This is a genomic window from Desulfoluna sp. CYM3A (assembly GCF_056829965.1).
Window position 1 is genome coordinate 3,348,374 of sequence record NZ_CP186556.1, and the last position, 19,934, is coordinate 3,368,307.

29 protein-coding genes and 1 pseudogene are annotated in these 19,934 nt (G+C 50.2%); 14 read left to right on the top strand and 16 right to left on the bottom strand.

Annotated elements, in window-relative coordinates; translation table 11 throughout:
• Positions 1–6 precede the first annotated feature (6 nt).
• From ACOYW1_RS17125 to ACOYW1_RS17155, 7 genes are all read right to left on the bottom strand, one after another.
• Positions 7–960, bottom strand: a complete 954-nt coding sequence (locus ACOYW1_RS17125) for a ParB/Srx family N-terminal domain-containing protein (RefSeq protein WP_482418993.1) — start codon at positions 958–960, stop codon at positions 7–9.
• 213 nt (positions 961–1,173) lie between these two features.
• Positions 1,174–1,401, bottom strand: a complete 228-nt coding sequence (locus ACOYW1_RS17130; protein WP_482418994.1) for a hypothetical protein — start codon at positions 1,399–1,401, stop codon at positions 1,174–1,176.
• Positions 1,402–1,843: 442 nt separating this feature from the next.
• Entirely contained in the window at positions 1,844–2,467 is a 624-nt protein-coding gene (locus ACOYW1_RS17135) for a hypothetical protein (protein ID WP_482418995.1), read from the bottom strand.
• Between the two features lie 99 nt (positions 2,468–2,566).
• The gene (locus ACOYW1_RS17140; RefSeq protein WP_482418996.1) at positions 2,567–3,154 is read right to left on the bottom strand and encodes a hypothetical protein; all 588 of its coding nucleotides are present in this window, start codon (positions 3,152–3,154) and stop codon (positions 2,567–2,569) included.
• A complete protein-coding gene (locus tag ACOYW1_RS17145) occupies positions 3,063–4,226 on the bottom strand; it encodes a CHC2 zinc finger domain-containing protein (protein ID WP_482418997.1) in 1,164 nt (387 codons plus the stop codon). The genes ACOYW1_RS17140 and ACOYW1_RS17145 overlap by 92 nt, the downstream gene beginning before the upstream one ends.
• A 162-nt stretch (positions 4,227–4,388) precedes the next feature.
• Positions 4,389–4,862: a hypothetical protein gene (locus ACOYW1_RS17150; RefSeq protein WP_092209066.1), complete on the bottom strand. Its 474-nt coding sequence runs from the start codon at positions 4,860–4,862 to the stop codon at positions 4,389–4,391.
• 112 nt (positions 4,863–4,974) lie between these two features.
• Positions 4,975–5,163: a helix-turn-helix transcriptional regulator gene (locus ACOYW1_RS17155; RefSeq protein WP_482418998.1), complete on the bottom strand. Its 189-nt coding sequence runs from the start codon at positions 5,161–5,163 to the stop codon at positions 4,975–4,977.
• A gap of 375 nt (positions 5,164–5,538) precedes the next feature.
• Between ACOYW1_RS17155 and ACOYW1_RS17160 the strand changes: the two genes are divergently transcribed.
• Positions 5,539–5,742 (top strand): hypothetical protein, encoded by a 204-nt coding sequence (locus ACOYW1_RS17160; RefSeq protein WP_482418999.1) that lies wholly within the window; start codon positions 5,539–5,541, stop codon positions 5,740–5,742.
• 158 nt (positions 5,743–5,900) lie between these two features.
• Here the strand turns inward: ACOYW1_RS17160 and ACOYW1_RS17165 are convergent, their stop codons facing one another.
• The 5 genes from ACOYW1_RS17165 to ACOYW1_RS17185 form a co-directional block, all read right to left on the bottom strand.
• Entirely contained in the window at positions 5,901–6,035 is a 135-nt protein-coding gene (locus tag ACOYW1_RS17165; protein ID WP_482419000.1) for a hypothetical protein, read from the bottom strand.
• A gap of 261 nt (positions 6,036–6,296) precedes the next feature.
• The gene (locus tag ACOYW1_RS17170; RefSeq protein WP_482419001.1) at positions 6,297–6,788 is read right to left on the bottom strand and encodes a hypothetical protein; all 492 of its coding nucleotides are present in this window, start codon (positions 6,786–6,788) and stop codon (positions 6,297–6,299) included.
• A 283-nt stretch (positions 6,789–7,071) separates the two neighbouring features.
• Positions 7,072–7,356, bottom strand: coding sequence for a hypothetical protein (locus ACOYW1_RS17175; RefSeq protein WP_482419002.1), 285 nt, complete (start codon positions 7,354–7,356; stop codon positions 7,072–7,074).
• A gap of 439 nt (positions 7,357–7,795) precedes the next feature.
• Positions 7,796–8,098, bottom strand: coding sequence for a hypothetical protein (locus tag ACOYW1_RS17180; RefSeq protein WP_482419003.1), 303 nt, complete (start codon positions 8,096–8,098; stop codon positions 7,796–7,798).
• A 507-nt stretch (positions 8,099–8,605) separates the two neighbouring features.
• A complete protein-coding gene (locus ACOYW1_RS17185) occupies positions 8,606–8,806 on the bottom strand; it encodes a hypothetical protein (RefSeq protein ID WP_482419004.1) in 201 nt (66 codons plus the stop codon).
• A 155-nt stretch (positions 8,807–8,961) separates the two neighbouring features.
• On the opposite strand from ACOYW1_RS17185, the gene ACOYW1_RS17190 reads away from it, so the two are divergent.
• The 10 genes and pseudogenes from ACOYW1_RS17190 (at position 8,962) to ACOYW1_RS17235 (ending at position 12,989) form a co-directional block, all read left to right on the top strand.
• Entirely contained in the window at positions 8,962–9,228 is a 267-nt protein-coding gene (locus tag ACOYW1_RS17190; protein ID WP_482419005.1) for a hypothetical protein, read from the top strand.
• Positions 9,229–9,261: 33 nt separating this feature from the next.
• A pseudogene (locus ACOYW1_RS17195) lies at positions 9,262–9,321 on the top strand (ParA family protein); the annotation flags it as partial.
• A 7-nt stretch (positions 9,322–9,328) separates the two neighbouring features.
• A complete protein-coding gene (locus tag ACOYW1_RS17200; RefSeq protein WP_482419006.1) occupies positions 9,329–9,958 on the top strand; it encodes a ParA family protein in 630 nt (209 codons plus the stop codon).
• A complete protein-coding gene (locus ACOYW1_RS17205; protein WP_482419007.1) occupies positions 9,955–10,464 on the top strand; it encodes a ParB/RepB/Spo0J family partition protein in 510 nt (169 codons plus the stop codon). Before ACOYW1_RS17200 ends, ACOYW1_RS17205 begins: the two co-directional genes overlap by 4 nt.
• 77 nt (positions 10,465–10,541) lie before the next feature.
• Entirely contained in the window at positions 10,542–10,781 is a 240-nt protein-coding gene (locus ACOYW1_RS17210) for a hypothetical protein (protein ID WP_482419008.1), read from the top strand.
• Positions 10,766–11,008, top strand: coding sequence for a hypothetical protein (locus tag ACOYW1_RS17215; protein ID WP_482419009.1), 243 nt, complete (start codon positions 10,766–10,768; stop codon positions 11,006–11,008). Before ACOYW1_RS17210 ends, ACOYW1_RS17215 begins: the two co-directional genes overlap by 16 nt.
• A gap of 14 nt (positions 11,009–11,022) precedes the next feature.
• On the top strand, positions 11,023–11,238 hold the full coding sequence (locus ACOYW1_RS17220) for a hypothetical protein (protein WP_482419010.1): 216 nt from the start codon (positions 11,023–11,025) through the stop codon (positions 11,236–11,238).
• A gap of 446 nt (positions 11,239–11,684) precedes the next feature.
• The gene (locus ACOYW1_RS17225) at positions 11,685–11,957 is read left to right on the top strand and encodes a hypothetical protein (protein WP_482419011.1); all 273 of its coding nucleotides are present in this window, start codon (positions 11,685–11,687) and stop codon (positions 11,955–11,957) included.
• An 18-nt stretch (positions 11,958–11,975) separates the two neighbouring features.
• A complete protein-coding gene (locus tag ACOYW1_RS17230; RefSeq protein ID WP_482419012.1) occupies positions 11,976–12,671 on the top strand; it encodes an Arm DNA-binding domain-containing protein in 696 nt (231 codons plus the stop codon).
• A 138-nt stretch (positions 12,672–12,809) separates the two neighbouring features.
• Positions 12,810–12,989 (top strand): hypothetical protein, encoded by a 180-nt coding sequence (locus ACOYW1_RS17235; RefSeq protein WP_482419013.1) that lies wholly within the window; start codon positions 12,810–12,812, stop codon positions 12,987–12,989.
• A gap of 686 nt (positions 12,990–13,675) precedes the next feature.
• Here ACOYW1_RS17235 and ACOYW1_RS17240 read toward each other — a convergent pair.
• The 4 genes from ACOYW1_RS17240 to ACOYW1_RS17255 all read right to left on the bottom strand — a co-directional run bounded on the left by ACOYW1_RS17240 (position 13,676) and on the right by ACOYW1_RS17255 (position 15,643).
• A complete protein-coding gene (locus tag ACOYW1_RS17240; RefSeq protein ID WP_482419014.1) occupies positions 13,676–14,281 on the bottom strand; it encodes a hypothetical protein in 606 nt (201 codons plus the stop codon).
• Between the two features lie 175 nt (positions 14,282–14,456).
• Positions 14,457–14,810: an Imm8 family immunity protein gene (locus ACOYW1_RS17245; RefSeq protein ID WP_482419015.1), complete on the bottom strand. Its 354-nt coding sequence runs from the start codon at positions 14,808–14,810 to the stop codon at positions 14,457–14,459.
• A gap of 125 nt (positions 14,811–14,935) precedes the next feature.
• Positions 14,936–15,376, bottom strand: a complete 441-nt coding sequence (locus ACOYW1_RS17250; RefSeq protein ID WP_482419016.1) for a hypothetical protein — start codon at positions 15,374–15,376, stop codon at positions 14,936–14,938.
• A gap of 105 nt (positions 15,377–15,481) precedes the next feature.
• A complete protein-coding gene (locus ACOYW1_RS17255; protein WP_482423751.1) occupies positions 15,482–15,643 on the bottom strand; it encodes a DUF6602 domain-containing protein in 162 nt (53 codons plus the stop codon).
• Between the two features lie 1,184 nt (positions 15,644–16,827).
• On the opposite strand from ACOYW1_RS17255, the gene ACOYW1_RS17260 reads away from it, so the two are divergent.
• From ACOYW1_RS17260 to ACOYW1_RS17270, 3 genes are read left to right on the top strand one after another with little or no spacing between them, the layout of a single operon-like run.
• Positions 16,828–17,520, top strand: a complete 693-nt coding sequence (locus tag ACOYW1_RS17260) for a FadR/GntR family transcriptional regulator (protein WP_482419017.1) — start codon at positions 16,828–16,830, stop codon at positions 17,518–17,520.
• Between the two features lie 25 nt (positions 17,521–17,545).
• Positions 17,546–18,385 (top strand): MBL fold metallo-hydrolase, encoded by an 840-nt coding sequence (locus tag ACOYW1_RS17265; protein WP_482419018.1) that lies wholly within the window; start codon positions 17,546–17,548, stop codon positions 18,383–18,385.
• A 28-nt stretch (positions 18,386–18,413) separates the two neighbouring features.
• Positions 18,414–19,757: a GntP family permease gene (locus ACOYW1_RS17270; RefSeq protein ID WP_482415554.1), complete on the top strand. Its 1,344-nt coding sequence runs from the start codon at positions 18,414–18,416 to the stop codon at positions 19,755–19,757.
• Positions 19,758–19,934: the final 177 nt, after the last annotated feature.

Consider the following 19,934-nt stretch of genomic DNA (forward strand, 5'->3'; position numbering starts at 1 on the left):
TTGTCATCAGGGAGTCACTCTCAGTGACGCTCTGTTGTTTTCTTCCCCCGAACCACCGATGGGCCGCGCCCGGCTTCCATCCGTAAAGAATGGGCTCATGCCTGCTGTGATAATCCTGCCTGCCGAGCACAAAGCCGTTCTTAACCCAGATGAGCATCTGCTTCTGGAGCCAGCCGGTGTTGGCCAGGGCCTCCCTGAAATTTTTCCATTCCGCGTCCGAGTGGCAAACGTAGATGCCGCCACCAGGGACGGATGCTCACACGTGTTGGTAAACGCACCGAAGAGAAGGTCATAAAATTTTTGGTTGTTCAGGTTGTCGTTTTCGATTTTCAACTTCTTCTCGGTGCCGCCTGTGTAATCCACGTTGTACGGTGGATCGGTGAACACCATGTGGGCCGACTCGCCGTCCATGAGCTTTAAGAAATCTTCATGCTCCACGGCATCCCCCAGAGAGAAGCCGGTGCTCCCCCAGAATCCAGAGGTCCCCGGCCTGGCAACGGGATTCTGCGGCCTCGTCCACCTCGGGCACGGCATCGGGATCGTTTCTTGTCCGGACTCCAGGAGAAGATCCCCGACTAGGTGATCAATCTCCGAGCAGTCGAACCCGGTGGCTTCAAGGTCAAAGTCGAGATCCGCCAGTTCCTTCAGCTCCAGGGCGATCTCGTCCAGATTGAAATCGGACTCCGCCACTTTGTTGTCCGCAATGCGAAAGGCCCGGATCTGCTCCGGGGTCAGGTCCGCCACGCGGATGCAGGGGACGGTGGCCATTCCAAGCTGCTGAGCAGCCAAAAGCCTTCCCTGACGAGAAATGATAACCAGGTCATCATCCACCAGGAGCGGGATGCGAAACCCGAAGGCCTCGATGGAAGAGCAGATCTTTTCAACCTGGCCCTTGGGGTGGTTCTTTAGGTTCCGGACGTAAGGAACGAGCGTCTCGACTTCTAAAAATTCAATGTGCATGAATCAGACTTTCAACTTCTTTGAGTGTTTCAAACTTCAGTCGCCACATACGAACCGTGTTGGGATGGTTCCGGACGAGCCGTGCTGTTTCTGTGTTCGAGAACCCGGCCTCAAGGAGGAAGGCCAAAAGCACCAGCTCCGTGAAGCTCTGTTGACTCCGGGCCAGAAACGTACCCGTAAGCGCTGTAAAGAATTTCCCGCAGGCCGGGCAGGTCAGACCAAGGCGCTGCTCCAGAAACGTTGCAGCCGATTGTCACCTTCGATTGCCGCCCCGCATCCGGGACAAAAGACACCGGCGGGATGAAGCCGCCGCAGAACCCAGTCCTGGCAAAACCCGGCATCCAGGAACTCAGGCCCGAAGGCCGCCAGGGCGTCTGCTGCCGTGAAGGTTGCCGGTGTGCCGGGGTTGATTGCCGTTGCTGTGTTTTCAGTGGGTTCCATTGTTCCAGCTCGTTTTAAAATTTAAATGCGAAGAACTATCGCGCTCATTCGTACCCGCATGGGGCAAAGCCTGAGAAGGACCCAAGCCGCTTGGGCCTCTTCGGCCCCCCTTCCCTCACCGGTCAACCCGGTCAACCCCGGTCAAACGATGCGGTCAGGGGTTAAGCCCCTGAATTCTTTTATTTGGTCAGGGTGGTCAGCCCTTTTTTTCAGAAAACGGAAAACTTTTCAGGGGGCCTCTTAACGCCTGCACACGCAATATGTGGCGTGGAGGGTTCTCAATCGGGGTCCCACCACCCCACCTATCAGCTCGACTTTACATCGGATATCCGGTCAGGGGTCCGGGCGTCAGGGTTGACCAACCCCTGACCAGGGGCTGACCACTTCGAGGCCTTGAAGGCGCCCTGTCTGCACTCAAGGGGTGCGGGGATCGAGGGCCGCATCATGCGATAATCTTCAGGGAGATGTTCTTGACGCATTGCACCCTCTTTTTGCCGTCACGGGCTCGATACTGGGCCAGACAGTCAATGGCCTGGTACAGCTCCCGGAAGAAGTTGTCGTAGTTCATGGGGGCAAAATTGCGCGCCCGTGACCACTCGGTATAGCTGCCGAAGAGCTTGTCTTTTGACGTGTATCCCGCCGACTCGCCCACATCGCACCGGTCCTCCACGTAGCTCAGGATCGGGTTGTTGCTGAACTTGTATTCCATGAGCAGGTCATCGGTTTCCTGGCATCGGGTAAAGCCGCCCTGCTTGCGCAGGCAATGGAGGCCTTCAAGGGACCATGCGAAGATCTGGGACAGCTCCCCCAGGAGCTTCTCTTCAAGCTCTGTGTCGGCATCTTTCCCCAGGAATTGCCGCTTGAACTGGATGGGCAACACCCGCCTGAAGAAGCCGTCCGAGTTGTCCAGGACGCGGGGCTTCTTGTTGGCCGCGAAGATCAGCTTGCAATACGGGGTAAATTCGAACGTATCCTGCTGAACTGGATGGATGGGATCCCCAGAGGAAATGGCTTTAAAATAGGGGCTGTCCAGGGCCTTGGCCCCCACCTCCGTGCTGGTGTTCAAGCTTGCCATAGAGGCTGGATCGCAGGAACTGGTCCTCAAGATCCGCAAAGCCGATGGAAGAGCAGTTCTGGATGCCCACCATGTGCCGCAGGATCTTGATCACCGTGGACTTGCCGTCCGCCCGGCCGAAAGAAAAAGGGCTTTGCCGTAGCGGGTATCTCGGGTGAGGCAGTATCCGAAGAACTCCTGGAGCTGGTCGATGACCGCCGGGTTCTGGATCGTCTCCTCCAGAAATTGAAACCACCGCTCCGGCTGGGCCTTGTTGTGGCCGTCGTAGTCGATGGGGAGGCAGCAGGTACTGTAATAGCTCACGTGGTGAGGCCGGGTTTGAAGGGTTTCTAAATTTAGCATGCTGCTTTCAAGGCACACCCAGTCGTCCTGGTCGTTCACCGCCCTGCCGTGGGGAATGGTGCTGAGCACCTGCGCCTGAAGTGTTGCATCACTGACCCGGTTGGCCTTGGACTCCTCCCCAAGCAGCTTGATGCACCGTTTCTTGACGTGATCCTCCTTGAAGACCACCCAGTGGGTCTTCTCCCACTTGTAGAGAAGGCCCGTCTCCGGGTCATTCAGAAGCGAAAGGTCCTGGAGGATCCGCTCAGCCAGGAGCCGGGGCTTGAAGGAGAGCCGGTCCCCTACCCCATATGAAAAAAAATCCCGGGCGCAGGAGATCTCTCCGGAGTCCTTCATGACGTAGGGCTCGGCATGGTCGATGAGGTTTTGCAGGTCGTCGGGCTCGGGCGCCGTGCTTGGCAAAAAAGTCGGTGAGGTCCTCGCCGTGCTTCTCCGGCCACTGGCCGTCATCACGCCGCCCCATGAAACCGGGCCAGTTAATGAGCTTCAGGGTCCGGCTCACGGTGTAAAGGTTCTGACAGGAGACGTCCCCGTAGGTCATGCCTGGCTGGTCACAGTCTCGGGCCACAATGATGTCCCGGTCCAGGAGCTGGTTCAGGTGAGTCTGCGCCCACTTCTTCGGCTTGGTGGTGTTGGCAATGGGGTTGAACCCCATGGAGAGCGCGCACACCACGTCGGTGATGCCCTCCACGTAGAGGACGGGCCCTTCCTTAAGGGGGGCCGGGGGAAACAGCCGGGTCTGGCCGAAGCCCTTGGCCCAGGAGACCATCTTGTATTCGGAGGCCCCGGGCTTGTAGAGGATGATGTTCACCAGCTCCCCGTCTTCATGGATGGGGAAGGCGATCTTTCGCCACTCCGGGTTCCTGATATAAACCAGCTCCCCTGTCTTGCTGTCCTGGCGGTGGGTCTGCATGCGAAGGCCCAGGGCCTCGATGGCCTCCCGGGTCCACATGCGGGTCTGGGCAAGGCGCTCCACCCAGGAATCGGGAAGGGGCGGAAACTTGGCCCAGGCTTCCCGCATGGTGGTGTAATCAAGGGGGTCCGCTTCGGGCTCTACCCTAACTTTAACTTTTGGCTGGGGTTTGGATTGGTGGGGCGTCAGGGATCCGGCAGGCGCGTTGCGGTCGGTCTCAATGCCGTATTCATTCAAAAAGGCCTTAAACCCATCCTTAGCGTCCAGGCCACGGCACAGGCTGTACAGCTTTACCAGGTCACCGCTTGCCTGACACCCAAGGCAGTGGTAAACGTCTTTTTTCACATTGTAACTGAAGGAGGGGTTCGTCTCCTCATGAATGGGGCACAGCCCCCGAAGTTCCGCCTCAGTTGATGCTTTTGCGTCCACACAGAACAGCGATTTTGCAATGTCGGCCCTTTGGGCTTCGGTCAACTTATCCAGGGCGATACCCATATCAATTAAGCCTTTCCAACAACACAACTTTTCTCTTGTTCAGAGCAGAATCGTGTGTTAAATATTCCTTACGTTTTTAGTACACTTTTAGGGCCTCGACAGTGCCAGCTGTCGGGGCCTTTTCTTTTGCCTCTTGTTCAAATGAAATCCACCGCTTCTCAGTCAAGCGGCCTTTTCCTTGCTTACCCTCCCCAAAATCAGTGCCTCCAACTCGTCCAGCTCCCTGCGGCACTGCTTAAAGCTTGCCAGCAGTTCAAGCTGCGCATTCTTGGTGGGTTTACCGTTGGTCATCAACTCCTGGGCCTTCTCCCGAAGCGTCGAAATAGCCGACACCACGTCAAAGGACTCCTTGTCCCAGTTGTCCGTAGGGCAAAAAACATCCTCCTTCGTGACCAGGCTCATGCCTTCCGGCTCCAGGTACCTCATCAAAAACGGATCTTCCGTCACCGCCACCACCGCCTTTAAAAGGCGAAGGTTCATCTTGATGCGGCCTGCCAGGTAGTCGTAGATGGTCGCCTCAGAAAGAGACATCCGCTCTGCGATCCGCTTGACCACCTCCGACTTCAAACACCGGTGCTTCACCGCTGCATTGGCTTCGTTGGTGATCTCATCACGCTCCGTGTCACCTAAAACCATTCCCAAAACCTCCCATTAGCTTTTCTGTATCCACATGGCGCACTCGGTTCTATAAAGTGGCCATGCTGCGGCCCCAGGCTGGGCTCAAAAAATGAAGCATCATAACGACACGTCATATTTTTTTAAGCTCTTCCCAGGGGCAACCAAACTCATCCGGCCACAACCATTCGCGCCGATCAATCCCGGTTACTTGCTCGATTTTCAATGCAAGAGAGGGCGTTACCCTTCTGCGACTATTCTTAATATCGCTCAAATGCTTGGGAACTACCCCTATCTTTTGTGCGAGGATATATTGTTTCATAGACAAAATTCTTATAGAGCAAACACGTTCTATATTGTCAACTCATACATAGAACAATTCGGGATATTTAGAAAAAATGGAGCATGTTGCTACATTGCTTTTTATGAAAACTTCAATCTACGACAAATGGCTCCAGATCTTTATCGAGCTGCTAAATAAGGAAGGCAGAGGATCCCAAGCCAGGATCGCTCGGGTGACGGGAAAATCGACCAAGCATATTAACGATATTGTTAAGGGCCGAAGAAAAGCCTCTCTGGATCTCCAGGAAGAGATCGCCAAGATATTGGACCACCTATGAAAAAATGCTCAACCTTGGAGCCCCTCAGGAACCCAATGAGCCTTTTCCCAAGTACAATGAAGTGATGATGCTGCCTCTTGAAGAGCGAGCCGGGCCATTGCAACGATGCCGCTGAAAAACACAATATCACAGGCTTCATGTCCTTCCATGGCGGACGAGATACCAATGAAAAACCCGAACTGATTGCAAAATTTTTAAAGGGAGAACTTACAGAGGAAGGATTTTATAACGAAGCTTGTGGTTTTTTCGAGAGACTGGAAAGAGATTCAAGGCGCAATTAGCAAAACGGGGATTTTAGTGAGCTTGGTTTACAATGCAATTTTTGATTTAGAAAAAAAGTGGCGAGGATTCAACCAGAAACCGTTTTCAAAAAATGACCTGATTCAATTGGCTAACAGTCACAACATCATGGCATTGGAAGACCACTCGGTCCACGCGCCTACTCCGTTACAAAGCCGATAACATCATCTTGTACAACCCCCACCAGCCCGACATCGATTTGATCTTGGGCATTGGCCATGAGCTTGGCCACTTCAGCCTTGGCCATGTCAAAGCCGATGCAGCCCCCCTTCATGCAGACTACCTAAGCAACTCCGAAAAAGAAAAAGATGCCGGGATTATCGGCTTTCTCTTTTGGGCTCCGACACCGGATCTGTATCGGATGAAGGCCAATGAGTGCCTCAATCTCGAAGAGGTATACAGCAATTGCCGGAATAATTGTTACGGTGATAGTGCGGGGGTTAATCTTGAAACAATTTGTTCTGCCAGATTGAGAATTTATAATGCATTGCTTAAATCCAACAGGGCCTTCTATAAAATACCTTCATAAATACGATTAAAAAAGTGGACGCGCATCTTTTGAATTGATAATTGCTTGAACTTTACCAAAATCAGTATCTCCATAGGCACAGCTTTCTTTGTCCGAGATACTTATTTTATAAGTACTGACCCTTTCCAGTTCTTCCCCTCCATATGATTCCGGGCACCAAGTTATAGGTTCTGTTACTTTGAACTTATTGGATAATTCTTCGCAATGTCCTTCATTTTTAACAGTATTAACTGGAAATACAAAGTTTGAAGACATCCACAATGAAGAATTTTGAATACCAGGAACTGTCGAAAAATATCTCAATCCATCAATTTTATTATTTTTTCTTATATACTGAAGTAGTAGTTGAGGAACAATATATTCTTCCTTAAAAACGCCTTCGTGCTTAAACACTCGTATTGAACATGAAGCAATTAATGGCCAAAGCACCAACCTTGCAATTAGTATGTCTTGAATTTTTCGTTGAACTAAAAAAGAATCACGATTCAACAAATTCATAAACTCAGCTTCCGTGTCCGGTCTATAACCAAAATCCAACAACTTAATGCTCTGCAGCCTATCCTTGCAACATACAGAGAGTTTTCGATGGTTCCTTTAGTTCCTTCCAAGCTATATAGACTGAAGAGCCTAAATATAAACACGGGGAACCCCGGTATGCTATAACGTTGTGTTCCAATTTTATGCCTTAGCTCAAATGGGACATGAAACATATCTGCATTATAATCAATATTTTCAGAAGAACACTAACCTATACATATCTTTCAGATACTCTTGTTCAATATCAATAGAGACAAGCTTCTTTTAAATAATTCCAGTTAGCCGTCAAGGTTTTACTAACTATGGAATATGCTTTCTCTGGATACCCGTTTAAATACTGATATACTGCCCTCTCTATATTTTTCCCAATGATTTTAACTTTGGTTTTATTTTTCTTAAGTTGAATAGCTATAACACCATTTGATTCTAACCTGTCTATTTGCTCAAGATATCTATTATTAATCGTATTGATATATCTAAGAAATTGATCATCCGTTCTTTCCTTAGGTAACCCCACAACTTCCGACACTAAAAACCCTGCAAATTCATAAGAATTAGGCCCTCACACCACAAATACATTTCAACGTTATTCTTGTGTATTGTTATCTTTTCGTTTACCACACAATTTCTTCGTTTTATAATCAAGTTCATACATAAAATTCAATAAGTCTTCCAGTATGTTAAATCGCCAATAGCAACTCATTGCAATCCGTGTGCCATTCATGAGCGGCTTCATTGCCTATAAATCTAAAGCTATGCAGGCTTTCAACAATGTTAGATGGCAAACACTCAACTAACTGGTTAATTTTGCATTTTTAGACTCCCTCTATTTATTCCCTTATCAGCACAGATACCTTCCAACAATCCTCTAAGGCCTACAGCACATAAAATATTTAAATTTAAATTGTAACATTCAATTATCTCTTTATATATAACTGATAATTTAGAATTTAATTTCTGAAAATGTTTCACGAACAAATAGGAATGTTTTTCTTTTTGGATAAAATGTAGAATCCCATATATTTTTCATAGTTTAAATAATTCATACTACTATTTGTATAAGCGCTCTCCAAAACGCCTGTATCGCATCCCAAGCAAACCCAAAGACGGTATTGGGTTTCCTCTCGGAACATTAGTATCGGTCCCGATGGGTTATAGTAGTTGACTTCATCGAATATTTGCGGATGGATGTATTTCAAAATATGGTTGGTTTCACCCTTGCATCTATTACAATATTGCTTTTGAATGGTACCGACTTTAAAGCCAGTCATACATTCCTCCTTCTCAATCGGAGTTTGCATAACAAATCGTTTCATCACCGGAAAGAACATCCACCCTTAAAATAGAACCCATCAAATAAACCAACGCTTCTCTATAAATATACGCTTAAATAACGCTCAACCATATCACCCCGTTATCATTAACAAAACAGCAACAAATAAATTCCAAACTTAAATCGATATCGAACAATAAGCTTAATATATTTGACATATAGAGCAATGAGCTCTATTATTAAACACAACCAGCAACCAGCAACCAAATTTTCGAATCACAGTGATCTACAAGTTACTTTACGGTGATGAATACAAAGCTGCCAGTACAGGAGAAACAAATGCAAGATGAACCCAATGTAAGGCAGTTCTCGATTTGGCTCAAAAATAAAACTAATTCATATTACGTTGGCATTTCACAGGCTTGAATAGCTTTTAACTAAAGCCAAGGAAGGATGCATAAAAGAAACACTCCGCGGATTATTAAAACTTTAGTGTATGGCCCCATCAAAGTATGCACAGGGCCACAATCGTGTATTCTTCGGCTTCTATTGATTCCACTATTTCTATGAGCCGGGCATAGGTTTCTTTAAGAACGAAGTCTGGAGTGGCATTAATTTGATGCCCCCCACCAGAAAAGGCCTTCGTAATTTCAACAGCTTGAGCAAGTATCTTAAGCTTTCGAGTCTTTTCAAGTTTCACAACCATTTGTATTCACCTCCTCTTTCATAATTTTACATAACAAAGATGCAGTTATCACGTTTACTAACTAAGAAACACAAAAAAGCGTTTTTCAAACAATGAACTGGTAAATTTAAGGGCGTTTCCGCCACGGGTGAAGTGCGCCCAAAATCAGGAGAGCCATGAAGCTCGAAAAATCGGGCCTTACAGCCTCTAAAAAACGGAAAACATTGGCAACCCTACTCGGTAAGCCCCACCCCATATTTAAGAAAAACGACCCTGTCCGATACCACCCCGTCATCGGCGGCCCCGACGATGGCAAGACCTACACCATCCGGGGAATCGGATGCCTGCCCGGCAATCGACATGTGGCGTGGCTGATTGGAAAGGTCGGATACGTTTCCGTGGAGGCGTTAAGCCTTGTGGAGAAAGGAAAGCTGAAAAGATGAACATCACCTGCATCGCAAACCAAAAAGGGGGGCGTGGGCAAAACCACCACCGCCATCAACCTGGCCGTCGGGCTCGCCCTGGAGGGAAAACGGGTTCTCCTTGTGGACCTGGATCCCCAGGCGAACCTCACCAGCGCGGTGTTGCTCGGGCTCTGCCTACACAACAAGCCATGTGCTCCACCAGGAGGCGGGGATCCCCGAAGCGGTGGTGAAGGATGTCCTGGGCGGCCATGTGGATCTGCTCCCGGCGGACGAGACGTTGAAGCGTGCCGAGGATCTGTTGATCCCGGAGCTGTTCTCCGAGTCCCGGCTGGCCAAGGCCCTCCAGGGACTGGACTATGACCACGTGCTCCTGGACTGCTCCCCTTCCCTGGGCCTGCTGACCGTCAACGCCCTGGTGGCGGCCACCCATGTGTTGATCCCCTGCGACTACGGGAGTTTTTCCATCGGCGGGATCGCCAACATCCATAACAAGATCGCCGAAATCGGCCTTGCCGGAAAGACCGTGCGCCTGTTTGTCACCATGTACCGCAGCACCACCACCCGCACCAATGAATGGGCGGAAGGTGAATTGTCCCAATACCGGGAGATCATGCTCCGGACAAAGATCCGTAAAACGGAGCCCCTGCTCCAGGCGGCCATCGAGGAGCAGAGCATTTTTCAATTCGCGCCCAAGGGGATCGGGGCCGAAGACTATGCCGCCCTCACCGAGGAGTACCTGGCCTTATGAAAAAGCTCGGAGCCAACAAAAAGGTGAAGATCGCCGCCGGGTTCGGCGGGGAGTCCGGCACCTCATCCCATGAGCTTCTGCCCCAGGGCAGCTTCCTCAACGTGCCGGTGGATGCCCTGAAGCCGAACCCGTACCAGCCCCGGCAGGTGTTCAACCAGGAGGAGCTGGAGGCCCTGGCCGAGTCGATCCGGCACCAGGGCGTCATCACCCCCTTATGCATCTTCGTTGAAAAGGACCAATATTTCATCGGGGGCGGTGAGAGGCGATGGAGGGCGTCCAAGCTGGCAGGCAAGGCCACGGTGCCCTGCTACGTCACCACGGGGAGCCCGGCGGAGATCGGCCTCATTGAAAACATGTTCCGGCAGGACCTCACGCCCATGGAAGAGGCCGAAGCCTATGCCCGGATGCAGAAAGAGTTCCGGTACACCCACCAGGACCTGGCCCGGGTTGTGGGCAAGTCCCGCAACAACATCACCGAAACCCTGGGCCTGAACAAGCTGCAATAATCCGGGAAAAATGTCTACGCGTAGACATCTCAAAACGGGCCCTCATCGCCATCTCCCGGATGGAGACTCCAGAAGCCATGGAGGCGGCATTCAACCAGGCCACAGGCATCAAAACCAACGAAACGGATGAGCCGAAGCAACCCAAGGCGAAGATCTCCAAAGCAACCAGGGCCACAACCCGGGTGGAGAAGCTGACGGACGAAATCCGAAAGGTGAACCTGACCGAATGCAAGCCGGATGAATCCGCGGCCCTGGTCCTGGCCCTTCGGGACCTGAAAACGGAGCTTGAAGGATCCCGAACATGGCGCTGTCCATGATGAACCAGGAGGCCGGATCCGAAGAGCCCCTGAACCTCACCGGCTCCTGCCGGGTCAAGCTCCTCAATGCTGGCTTTCGGATCTTCCGGACGCTGGGCTACGGCAATGTAATCAAAGAACTCAGCCACACCGGCGGCTGGAAGCTGGTGAGCAAGCATAAAACAAAGAAAGCGATGAACGAGGCCCTGGAGGAACTGCTCCGGGACCCCATGTGCGTGAGAGATTGAGGAAGGACAGGGTGATGCGAATCAATGAGAAACGGGTGGAGGGGCGAAAGAAACCGTCACTCTATTTCAGACAATTCTTTCAAAATTTGCGGCAGTTGATTGCCATTAAAATCAAGCTCGATATTGCATCAATCACGCATACGGAAAAAAGCCTTCCATGGACCCCAGAGGCACATGACACATCGGACAATAAACCGTTGGATCATATGCACCCGAAGACCGGCGTTTAAAAAATGCCCCTCGGTACTCAACAAATTGCTCGGTAACCGCCTGGGCTTCAAGCTGCTTTCGAAGCTGTTTGTTCTCTTCTTTGCACTTGGCAAGTTCCATCTTCAAATGGCGACAATAATTCGTGAGCTTGTCCGACTCCTCTTTGATGAGGAGCAACCGCTCCGGAGGATCGTACTGCTTCCGTGTTCGTTGATTAGCTTTTGCAAACTATCGAGCAATCCCATTTAAACCACCATACATCATAAAAGTTAAAAGTTAGACGCAACGGCAAGCTAATAAAACCTATACCAACTTGTCAACTTTACAGGCAGCAAGGAAAAACCAGCTCAACCTCATAAGCGAAAGTTGAATAGATAGATACGAACTCACTACGGGTTGCGTGCACCCGTAATCTGAAGACACTCTGGAGATTAAAATGCACGTTAGGACGTAAGGAGGAAAAACAGTGGCGCGAATCAACGAAAAACTGGTTGCAGAGCTGAAGAGAGATTACCTGACGGCAGAAGAGCTGGCCGAAGATGTTCGGATCAGCCACAAAACCATCCTGAACTGGAACTGCGACGGGAAATTTGAGCAGGGCGTGGAAGTCATCCGCATATCCGGTGTGCTGCTCTTTTACTGGCCTGCGATCCAGGCACGCCTTCATGCGAAACCTGAACCGCCTAAGAAACGGACCAAAAACATTCCCAGGCCCGAAGGCTGCCTCATCAATATGTAATTGGCATCGCCCTTCCCCGTGTTGTATCGTCTTGCTGATACAGATGAAAGGAGGTGGCACGAAAGGATACAACATGACAGGAAACGAAGCCGTTTTGATCGACTTCCCCAACCAGAAAAAGAAAGACTGGAAGCGGGACAAGCTGAATCAGAACAGAAAGGGTCGGTCTACGAACGAGGCGGGAAACTCTACGTCTATTTCTTTTACAAAAACGAACGGGTGAGGGAGCCCTCCGGGCTTGCCGACACCAAAGAGAACCGCAAGAAGCTGAGACTCTTCCTGGACAAGATCCATGTGGAGATTGCGGGAGGGGAGTTCGAGTTCGCCTACACCTTTCCGTACAGCAAGAAAAGGGACCACTTCACCCTTCTGGAAGGGCGCACGTTGAACACAACGCCGGAGGAGATCACATTCGGCAGCTACTTTGACAAGTGGATGAAGGAGATGAAGCCGGGCATGACCGTGGGAAAGATCCGCGACTATCAGAAGATCGCGGACTTCTATCTCCTGCCCTACTTCGGGGGAATGCCCTTTTCAGAGTTTAAAATCATGACCATGAAGCGGTTCTTGGCGCATCTCACCGGCATGCGGAACCGATACGGCAAACCGCTTGCGGCCAGCACCTTGAACAACGTCTTCATCCCGCTTAGAGCCATCACGGCCGATGCCTTTGCCGAGTATGAATGGGCCATGCGGATCCGTTCATCACGCTGAAGATGCCCAAGCGGAAAAAATCCAAGGTCAACCCCTTCACCATGGAGGAGTGGCAGCAGCTGATCGGGATTTATTCGGCCCTGGTACAAGCCTTACTTTGAGTTTGCCGTCAACACAGGACTCAGGCCTTCGGAACAGGTGGCCCTGAAATGGTCGGCCATCGATGGCGATTACATCGAGATCGAATTGAGCCGGGTAAAGGGGCTTGAAAAGGAAGACCTGAAGACGGAGAGCAGCCGCCGAAGCATCGAGCTTCGCCAGGGCCATGTGGGAGATCCTGGAGCGCCAGAAGAAGCTCACGGCTCACCTGAAGAGTGAGTATGTGTTCCTCAACATGGCAGGCAGGCCCATCAACCAGGATAAGATGCGCAGCTTTGGGAGAGGGCCGAACAGCGCGCAGACATGGCCCACCGCCGGATGTACGAGATACGGCACACCTTCGCCTCCTGGGCCCTGGCAGCAGGGGAACAGCCCGGATGGGTGGCCAAAACCTCGGGCCACTCGGATCTCACGATGGTTTACACGGTGTATGCCCGGTTTATCCCGGCGCTGAGGAAGGATGACGGTGGGAAATTTGAAGACATGTACGCCAAAAAAGCACCTCTCTAAGCGTGGCCCTGGTAAAACTTCCACATTTTACGCCACATTGCTTAAAAACGGTGCTTTTAGACTATCTTAACCACCTGATTTAACAGGCCTTATAACTGGTGGAGGCGGCGGGAATCGAACCAACACCTCGCCCTTGATCTACCCTCGAACATAGCTCAAGGGTACATCGAGGGGGTATGCAACCTATACACCAACGCCTCATTTAGGTTTTCTACTAACTTTTCGGCTGTTTTCTGTCAAGAGCAAACCTATCGAAAAGGAATAATTGTATGCTGGATTTTGTGACTTTTCTTTTGGTGATTTTTTGCATTTCTATAAATTTTTGTGTTTCTGGGTGATCGAGTAAAAAATCTGGATCTGGTGCTAAAAAATTACATATCTCTTCGGCAAGTTTTTTAACTGCTATAAGTTAGAATGAGTACATCATCAAATTTTAGATCACCACACTCTTTTGATAATTTTAAGTCTCCAAACTTGTCTGGTAGGTTCTCAACTTTCTGTATTTTATTGAATATGTCTTTACATCGTTTTCCAATAACTTTGTCTTTATGTGCGAAATGATTTCTAAGGAGTCGTAAGTATTCACAGAGATCAATTAAAATAATTGGCAAGTTTGCTTTGATGCCAATACCATTAGACTTAAGAGAGTTAAAAAAGAAATCGAGTCTCGATTCTCCATCTCTTTTTTGGCTTTTATCAATAACCGGTTGATTAAATGAAGGTAGCTCATCAATCAAATTAGATAAGAAACCATCCCATTCAGAGTGAATAGAAATAATTGCAGAACCGTAAACACTCTTTTGTGAATCTTTATCGTCGAGTAAATTAACTCTGATCGAATGTTTTTCAGATTGTTCTTTGGTAAATTCAATTGGGCTTTCAGAATGTGAAGCGCATTCCGAAAAGAATCTCAAACATAGTTCGATGTATGCAAATGACGCATCAATTCTGCCTAAATCATTCTGAAGAATTCTATATGAATTAAATATTTTAGCTTTCATAGAAATTATATCGTACCTAAAAAATGCCGACGCTTGAATTCACCGGTGAGGGCGGCGTAGGCCGACAGCGGTGAATATGCCAAAATTGCACGAAAACCGAGAGCGCTCAGCGAAGTACAGCTGTAGCCCGATCCGGTGTAATGATTTGTTATGTGCTGAGCAACTAAAACTTGCTTCACGGTTTGTAATTCTCAAATTCCCAATACATGTGCTTTGATAACTTTTCTGATATCTCGGCCCAGTTATCCCCATGACACTTCTCAAGAATATTGTTGACTCGTTGTAAAACCAAATTCCAGCTATATTCGGTAAGAACAATTGCATATTTATCAGACTCGGGCCCCTGTAAATTAGTCGGAGAAACAACATGTAATAAGAAATTGTTACCGCCACTTTGATCGTAGCCGATAGTGAAATTCATCCGAAAATCTACATCATAACAATTTTCAGGAACCCATAAGTCAATAGGGTCATAATCAACGCAATCGAAACTTAATATTAGTGGCTTCATATTTAATACCGGGCACATAACGCAAAGCTAACCGGCCGGGCGGCGCAGAGCAACACCGGCCGGAAGCTAAAATGTTTGAATTACGGAAACACTGGAGGAGCGGGCAGCATAGCCCGGTCCGAGTTTAGCAACTTGTTAAGCCATCAGTTTGTAAGCTCTGATAATAATGCCGTAACTTCGGTCAATGACGGCTCTTTCCCCTCATTAGGAAACCACAACTTAGAGTCTCCTAACAAATTATTAGAGGAACAAGAATGGACCGCATTTTGAATGAAGTATCCAAAAGACTTCTCTGGTAAATCATACATATGCCACTTACGATAACTCTCTTCAGGCTCTGTCGGATTTTTGGGCCAGTACTTTGAGAACTGTCTGCAATTAATTGAAACATGATTAACTATTCGGTCTTCTGGGTTAGAGTTTACTTTCTGAGATGCGATTAATAAAGACTCTCCAATCCGATCAGCACTGATATTGCAACTTTCATATGCAAACAATCCAACAAATGGTTTCTCAAAGTCGTCAGGTGTATTCTTTGCTACAAATTCTGCCTTGTCGGATAGTTTTGTAAGGGCTTCTATCAAAAAGAGACACTTGGAATCTTGGATTTAACCTCAATAATACCCCGGACGGCATTTGTTGGAACAAAAGCTAAGTCTCCTTCTTTAAATATTACCGGGGATGCAGCTTCATAGAATCCATTTGTCCTCTGTGCGAGCGGTTGGGGAAATCACAAAGCCTGACCCTACTTCTATTGATGAAGGCAAGTGTCTCCTTAAAACGGACCTCAATACACTTTCTTTCCACTCACCGTCTGTCTGCCAATGGTCACCTTGGATTATGTACCGGATTCCTTATCTTTGAGCGATATTAGTTCATCAGATAAAGATTTGTAGTATGCACTTGGTAGTTCATAGATTCCTCAGGCTTAAAAATTATTAGTGTACAATTTTGTCCAATAACACCCTCTCAGAGGGAAATACGGACATTATTGTCTAATATTCCATCAATCCCTGGGAATATGGGACCATCATGTCCCGTATTCCATTTATTGGGAACCGATCTGTCCCATAATACCTTCTCACAGGGAAAAACCGACAGCCTTGTCCCATAATCCGCATCATGTCGGAATACAGGACGATTTTGTCGCATATTCTTATATTTCAAGCATTTTCAGACAGTCGCACACGAGCAATTGGCGTTTTTCATCATTAACAATGTTACCTTTGGGGTTATGCTACTATATTCAAACATTCAGCTGAATGCTCAACCCAAATACGACTGCCTGCTTTTCGTCAAACTGGTAAATTCTTACTCTTTGGATTGAACAATTGCAAGGAGGTATTTTTCAGTCCGCTCTCCAACCCTGGCGGTTTGACTAAGTGCGTGACAAAGAGCGCCTGAAACACAACGCCTGTCTGGAGGAAGAGCCTCACCCGGATAGTTCACGAAAAACGACAGCCTCAGACACAGAAGATGTAATTTATTGATTTTTTTGTAATTTTCTCACCTTTTGAGCCAGTTGATTGCGCCCACCTGCCGAGTTAGCAGAACGTTGAGGTTAACCACACCATCTGCAGCTCTGATGCCTTGAATAGGGGTACGCTCGACGCATAAAATATCGGGATTGTTCAACCTGGATCACGCGTTGCATGAACCGGTACCTTCCGGCACACGTGCGAGAGATAAGAAAATTCCCGGTACAATAGATTTCATCACCGACCTCGGAGATTCGGCGGTGCGCAAGCGCACCCTACCATTGCCTCCATCGCATCCGGTCATGGAACCCCATAGGGTGTGCTTGCGCACCATCAAACGAGCTCATTATACGGTATGAAGGGACGCCAAACGCAGGAAACGCCATGGCCGATTCGAAACATCAAAGGGTTACGGTAACCTCTCCCCTATAGCCCTATCCCCCGAATATGATCCTGTTATTTTCATTTGACGGGGGCCGTTGAGGGTGTTAGCCTTAACTTGTCTGACAAGTCGACAAGTATACAAGTTCATCCATCAACAGAAAATGGGAGCCCCCATGAAACGAGCCAGGTTGTCAGAGCAGATCGTAAACGAAATCCAGAGGATGATCCGGGATGAAGGGTTCTCCGACGGAGATCGTTTCTATTCCGAAAACGTGCTGACAAAAAAGCTGGATGTGAGCCGGGCCTCGGTGCGCGAGGCCATTCGCATCCTCGAAATATCGGGCAAGGTAACGGTCCGCCAGGGCAAAGGGATCTTTGTGAGCGACCCCATCAGCAAAGGGGTCAACACCTTTGCAGCCTGGCTGCAATCCAACGAGGCGGACCTGCGGGATCACTTTGAGATGCGCCGGATTTTAGAACCCAAAGCCGCGTCCCTTGCTGCGGAAAAGGCCGATGAAAAAGACCTCGAAGCCATGAAGGGCACCCTGGACGCCTTTTCCCGACAGGTGGCCTCGGAAACACGGGAGGGGATCATCGAGGAGGACAGGATCTTTCACCTGGCCCTGGCCAAATCCACCCGGAACCGCCCCCTGTATATTCTGATGAAGACCATGGCCGAGAGCCTGAGCGAAGGGTGGATCTCCAGTTTGAATATTCCGGGACGGGCAGAGCGCACCGTTGCCGAGCACAAGGCGATTTTTGATGCCATCAAGGCAAGGGACCCAAAACGCGCCGAAAAGGTGATGATGGCCCACCTGGAAAACGCAGAAAAAGAGATTCTGGATTACATGCAGCGCCAGGGGTAACACCCGGGCCGCAAAAGGAGTACCGATGGGCGTAGTCATTACAACTCTTGTAGAAAATGGGCAGGGAGAACACCTTGGGCTGACCTGTGAGCACGGTCTTTCATTTCTTATCGAAAAAGACGGGCAGAGCTTCCTCTTTGATACGGGCAAATCCGATGCATTCCTGAACAACGCCAAACAACTTAACCTGGACCCCTTCCGCGCCCAGACCATCATTTTGAGTCACGGGCATTACGACCACAGCGGCGGCGTCCCCCATTTCCTGAAGAGCCCCTTTCGGCGCAAGGAGGTGGAGCTGGTGGTGCACCCCCATTTTTTCCGGGCAAAATACAGCACGGACGGGGCGCGCACCGAATTTTTGGGCAACGGGTTTACACGGGCCGAGGTGGAAGCGTCCAAGGGCAGCATCCGGTTCGCAGCCCCGGGCGTGGATGAGATCTCTCCGGGTGTCTATGTCATCTCCGATTTCGACAAAACCCATCCCGAAGAACAGGCCAACCCCCGCTTTGTGTTCGAGGAAGCAGGGCAGCTCGTCTCCGACACCTTTGCCGATGAGCTCATGGTGGCCGTGGAAACCGACAAGGGCCTTGTGCTGATACTGGGCTGTGCCCATCCGGGGATCATGAACATGATCGACACGGTGAAAGCTCGCCTTCACAAAACGATTTATGCGGTGGTCGGTGGAACGCACCTCGTTGAGGCCGACGACCGACGCATGACTTCGACCGTTTCCTATCTCAAGGGGCTGGAATGCGCCGCCATCGGCGTGTCCCACTGCACCGGCCCCAAGGCCATGGCAGCCCTTGAGAAGGCGGACGGTCGTTTTTTTCACAACAGGACGGGGAGTTCCCTGAGGATCGGGTAACGCCCCAGGTGATGAGGGAGGTTGAAGTATGGCAAGCGGTTTGTTTCTGTTCGGTATTATTTTTGTCGCCATCGTGGGCATGATCGTGCTTATCTCAAAATTCAAGTGGCACCCGTTTATCGTGCTCATTCTGGCAGCGTATTTTGTGGGGCTCCTGGCGGGCCTTCCCGTGGACAAGACCATCGGGATCATTAAAAAAGGATTTGGAGGGATCTTAGGCAACATCGGCATCGTGATCATCGCCGGTACCATCATCGGCACCATTTTAGAGAAAACCGGCGCGGCCCTCACCATGGCCAACGCCATCCTGGCCCTGGTGGGAAAAAAGAGAGCGCCCCTCACCATGAGCCTCACCGGGTATGTCACCAGCATCCCGGTCTTCTGCGATTCCGGCTTTGTGGTCCTCTCCCCCATCAGCCGGGCCCTTGCGGAAAAGTCGGGCATCTCCCTGGCGGTGATGGCAACGGCGCTTAGTTCAGGCCTCTACGCCACTCACTGCCTGGTGCCCCCCACCCCCGGGCCCATCATCATGGCCGGGACCCTTTCGGCGGACCTCGGCCTGGTGATCCTCATGGGATTTCTCGTCTCCATCCCCGTGATGCTGGCCGGTTACATCTACGCCATGAAGGTGGCGGTGAAATACCAGATCGCGGCAAGTCCCGAGGTCTCCCTTGAAGACCTCCTGGACAAATACGGGAAACTTCCCGGGGCGGTGCACAGCTTCTCTCCCATTGTCCTGCCCATCGTGCTCATTGCCTTAAAGTCCATTGCAGACTTTCCCGCAGCCCCCTTTGGCTCCGGCGTGGTAAAGACCTTCTTTGACTTCCTGGGCAACCCGGTCACCGCCCTTCTCCTGGGTGTCTTTCTGGCCACCACCCTGATCCCCAAAGAAGAAAAGGGCGCCTCCTTTGCCTGGATCTCCGAAGGGATCCACCACTCGGCCTCCATCCTTGCCATCACCGGCGCGGGCGGGGCGCTGGGACTCGTGCTCCGCGAGCTGCCCCTGGCAGACGTGTTGAGCAACTCCCTGCTCCAGATGCACCTGGGCCTTTTGATTCCCTTTATCATCGCCATGCTCCTCAAGACCGCCATGGGTGCATCCACAGTCTCCATGATCCTCACCTCGGCCATGGTGGCCCCCCTCATGGTGCAGATGGGCATGACCTCGGAGCTGGCCAAGGTGCTGGTGGTGCTGGCCATCGGAGCAGGATCCATGACCGTGTCCCACGCCAACGACAGCTACTTCTGGGTGGTCTCCCAGTTCTCGGACATGGACACCTCCACGGCCTACAAGTGCCAGACAGGGGTCACCCTGATCCAGGGCATCGTGGCCATGACCGTGATCCAGGCCCTGGCCATGGTCATGTTGTAGCCTCCGGTGACGAGGGTGGCGAAGCCACGATAACGAAAGCACCTCGAAAGCTCATTGCCCTTGCGCTTTTTCCTTCGTTCATCTGAAAAAAGCGCAAGGGCCTTTGGGTTAACCGTGATGACACCGGCGGATCGTTTTTTTACAAGGTTCGCCTGAATGGACTTTAAAACCTGTTTA

Coding starts and splice junctions, on each gene's coding strand:
- ACOYW1_RS17125 (WP_482418993.1), bottom strand. CDS start 960: ATGCACATTGAATTTTTAGAAGTCGAGACGCTCGTTCCTTACGTCCGG.
- ACOYW1_RS17130 (WP_482418994.1), bottom strand. CDS start 1,401: ATGGAACCCACTGAAAACACAGCAACGGCAATCAACCCCGGCACACCG.
- ACOYW1_RS17140 (WP_482418996.1), bottom strand. CDS start 3,154: ATGAAGGACTCCGGAGAGATCTCCTGCGCCCGGGATTTTTTTTCATAT.
- ACOYW1_RS17145 (WP_482418997.1), bottom strand. CDS start 4,226: ATGGGTATCGCCCTGGATAAGTTGACCGAAGCCCAAAGGGCCGACATT.
- ACOYW1_RS17150 (WP_092209066.1), bottom strand. CDS start 4,862: ATGGTTTTAGGTGACACGGAGCGTGATGAGATCACCAACGAAGCCAAT.
- ACOYW1_RS17155 (WP_482418998.1), bottom strand. CDS start 5,163: ATGAAACAATATATCCTCGCACAAAAGATAGGGGTAGTTCCCAAGCAT.
- ACOYW1_RS17165 (WP_482419000.1), bottom strand. CDS start 6,035: ATGAAGGGGGGCTGCATCGGCTTTGACATGGCCAAGGCTGAAGTGGCC.
- ACOYW1_RS17170 (WP_482419001.1), bottom strand. CDS start 6,788: ATGAATTTGTTGAATCGTGATTCTTTTTTAGTTCAACGAAAAATTCAA.
- ACOYW1_RS17180 (WP_482419003.1), bottom strand. CDS start 8,098: ATGACTGGCTTTAAAGTCGGTACCATTCAAAAGCAATATTGTAATAGA.
- ACOYW1_RS17185 (WP_482419004.1), bottom strand. CDS start 8,806: ATGGTTGTGAAACTTGAAAAGACTCGAAAGCTTAAGATACTTGCTCAA.
- ACOYW1_RS17190 (WP_482419005.1), top strand. CDS start 8,962: ATGAAGCTCGAAAAATCGGGCCTTACAGCCTCTAAAAAACGGAAAACA.
- ACOYW1_RS17205 (WP_482419007.1), top strand. CDS start 9,955: ATGAAAAAGCTCGGAGCCAACAAAAAGGTGAAGATCGCCGCCGGGTTC.
- ACOYW1_RS17210 (WP_482419008.1), top strand. CDS start 10,542: ATGGAGGCGGCATTCAACCAGGCCACAGGCATCAAAACCAACGAAACG.
- ACOYW1_RS17215 (WP_482419009.1), top strand. CDS start 10,766: ATGGCGCTGTCCATGATGAACCAGGAGGCCGGATCCGAAGAGCCCCTG.
- ACOYW1_RS17220 (WP_482419010.1), top strand. CDS start 11,023: ATGCGAATCAATGAGAAACGGGTGGAGGGGCGAAAGAAACCGTCACTC.
- ACOYW1_RS17240 (WP_482419014.1), bottom strand. CDS start 14,281: ATGAAAGCTAAAATATTTAATTCATATAGAATTCTTCAGAATGATTTA.
- ACOYW1_RS17245 (WP_482419015.1), bottom strand. CDS start 14,810: ATGTGCCCGGTATTAAATATGAAGCCACTAATATTAAGTTTCGATTGC.
- ACOYW1_RS17260 (WP_482419017.1), top strand. CDS start 16,828: ATGAAACGAGCCAGGTTGTCAGAGCAGATCGTAAACGAAATCCAGAGG.
- ACOYW1_RS17265 (WP_482419018.1), top strand. CDS start 17,546: ATGGGCGTAGTCATTACAACTCTTGTAGAAAATGGGCAGGGAGAACAC.
- ACOYW1_RS17270 (WP_482415554.1), top strand. CDS start 18,414: ATGGCAAGCGGTTTGTTTCTGTTCGGTATTATTTTTGTCGCCATCGTG.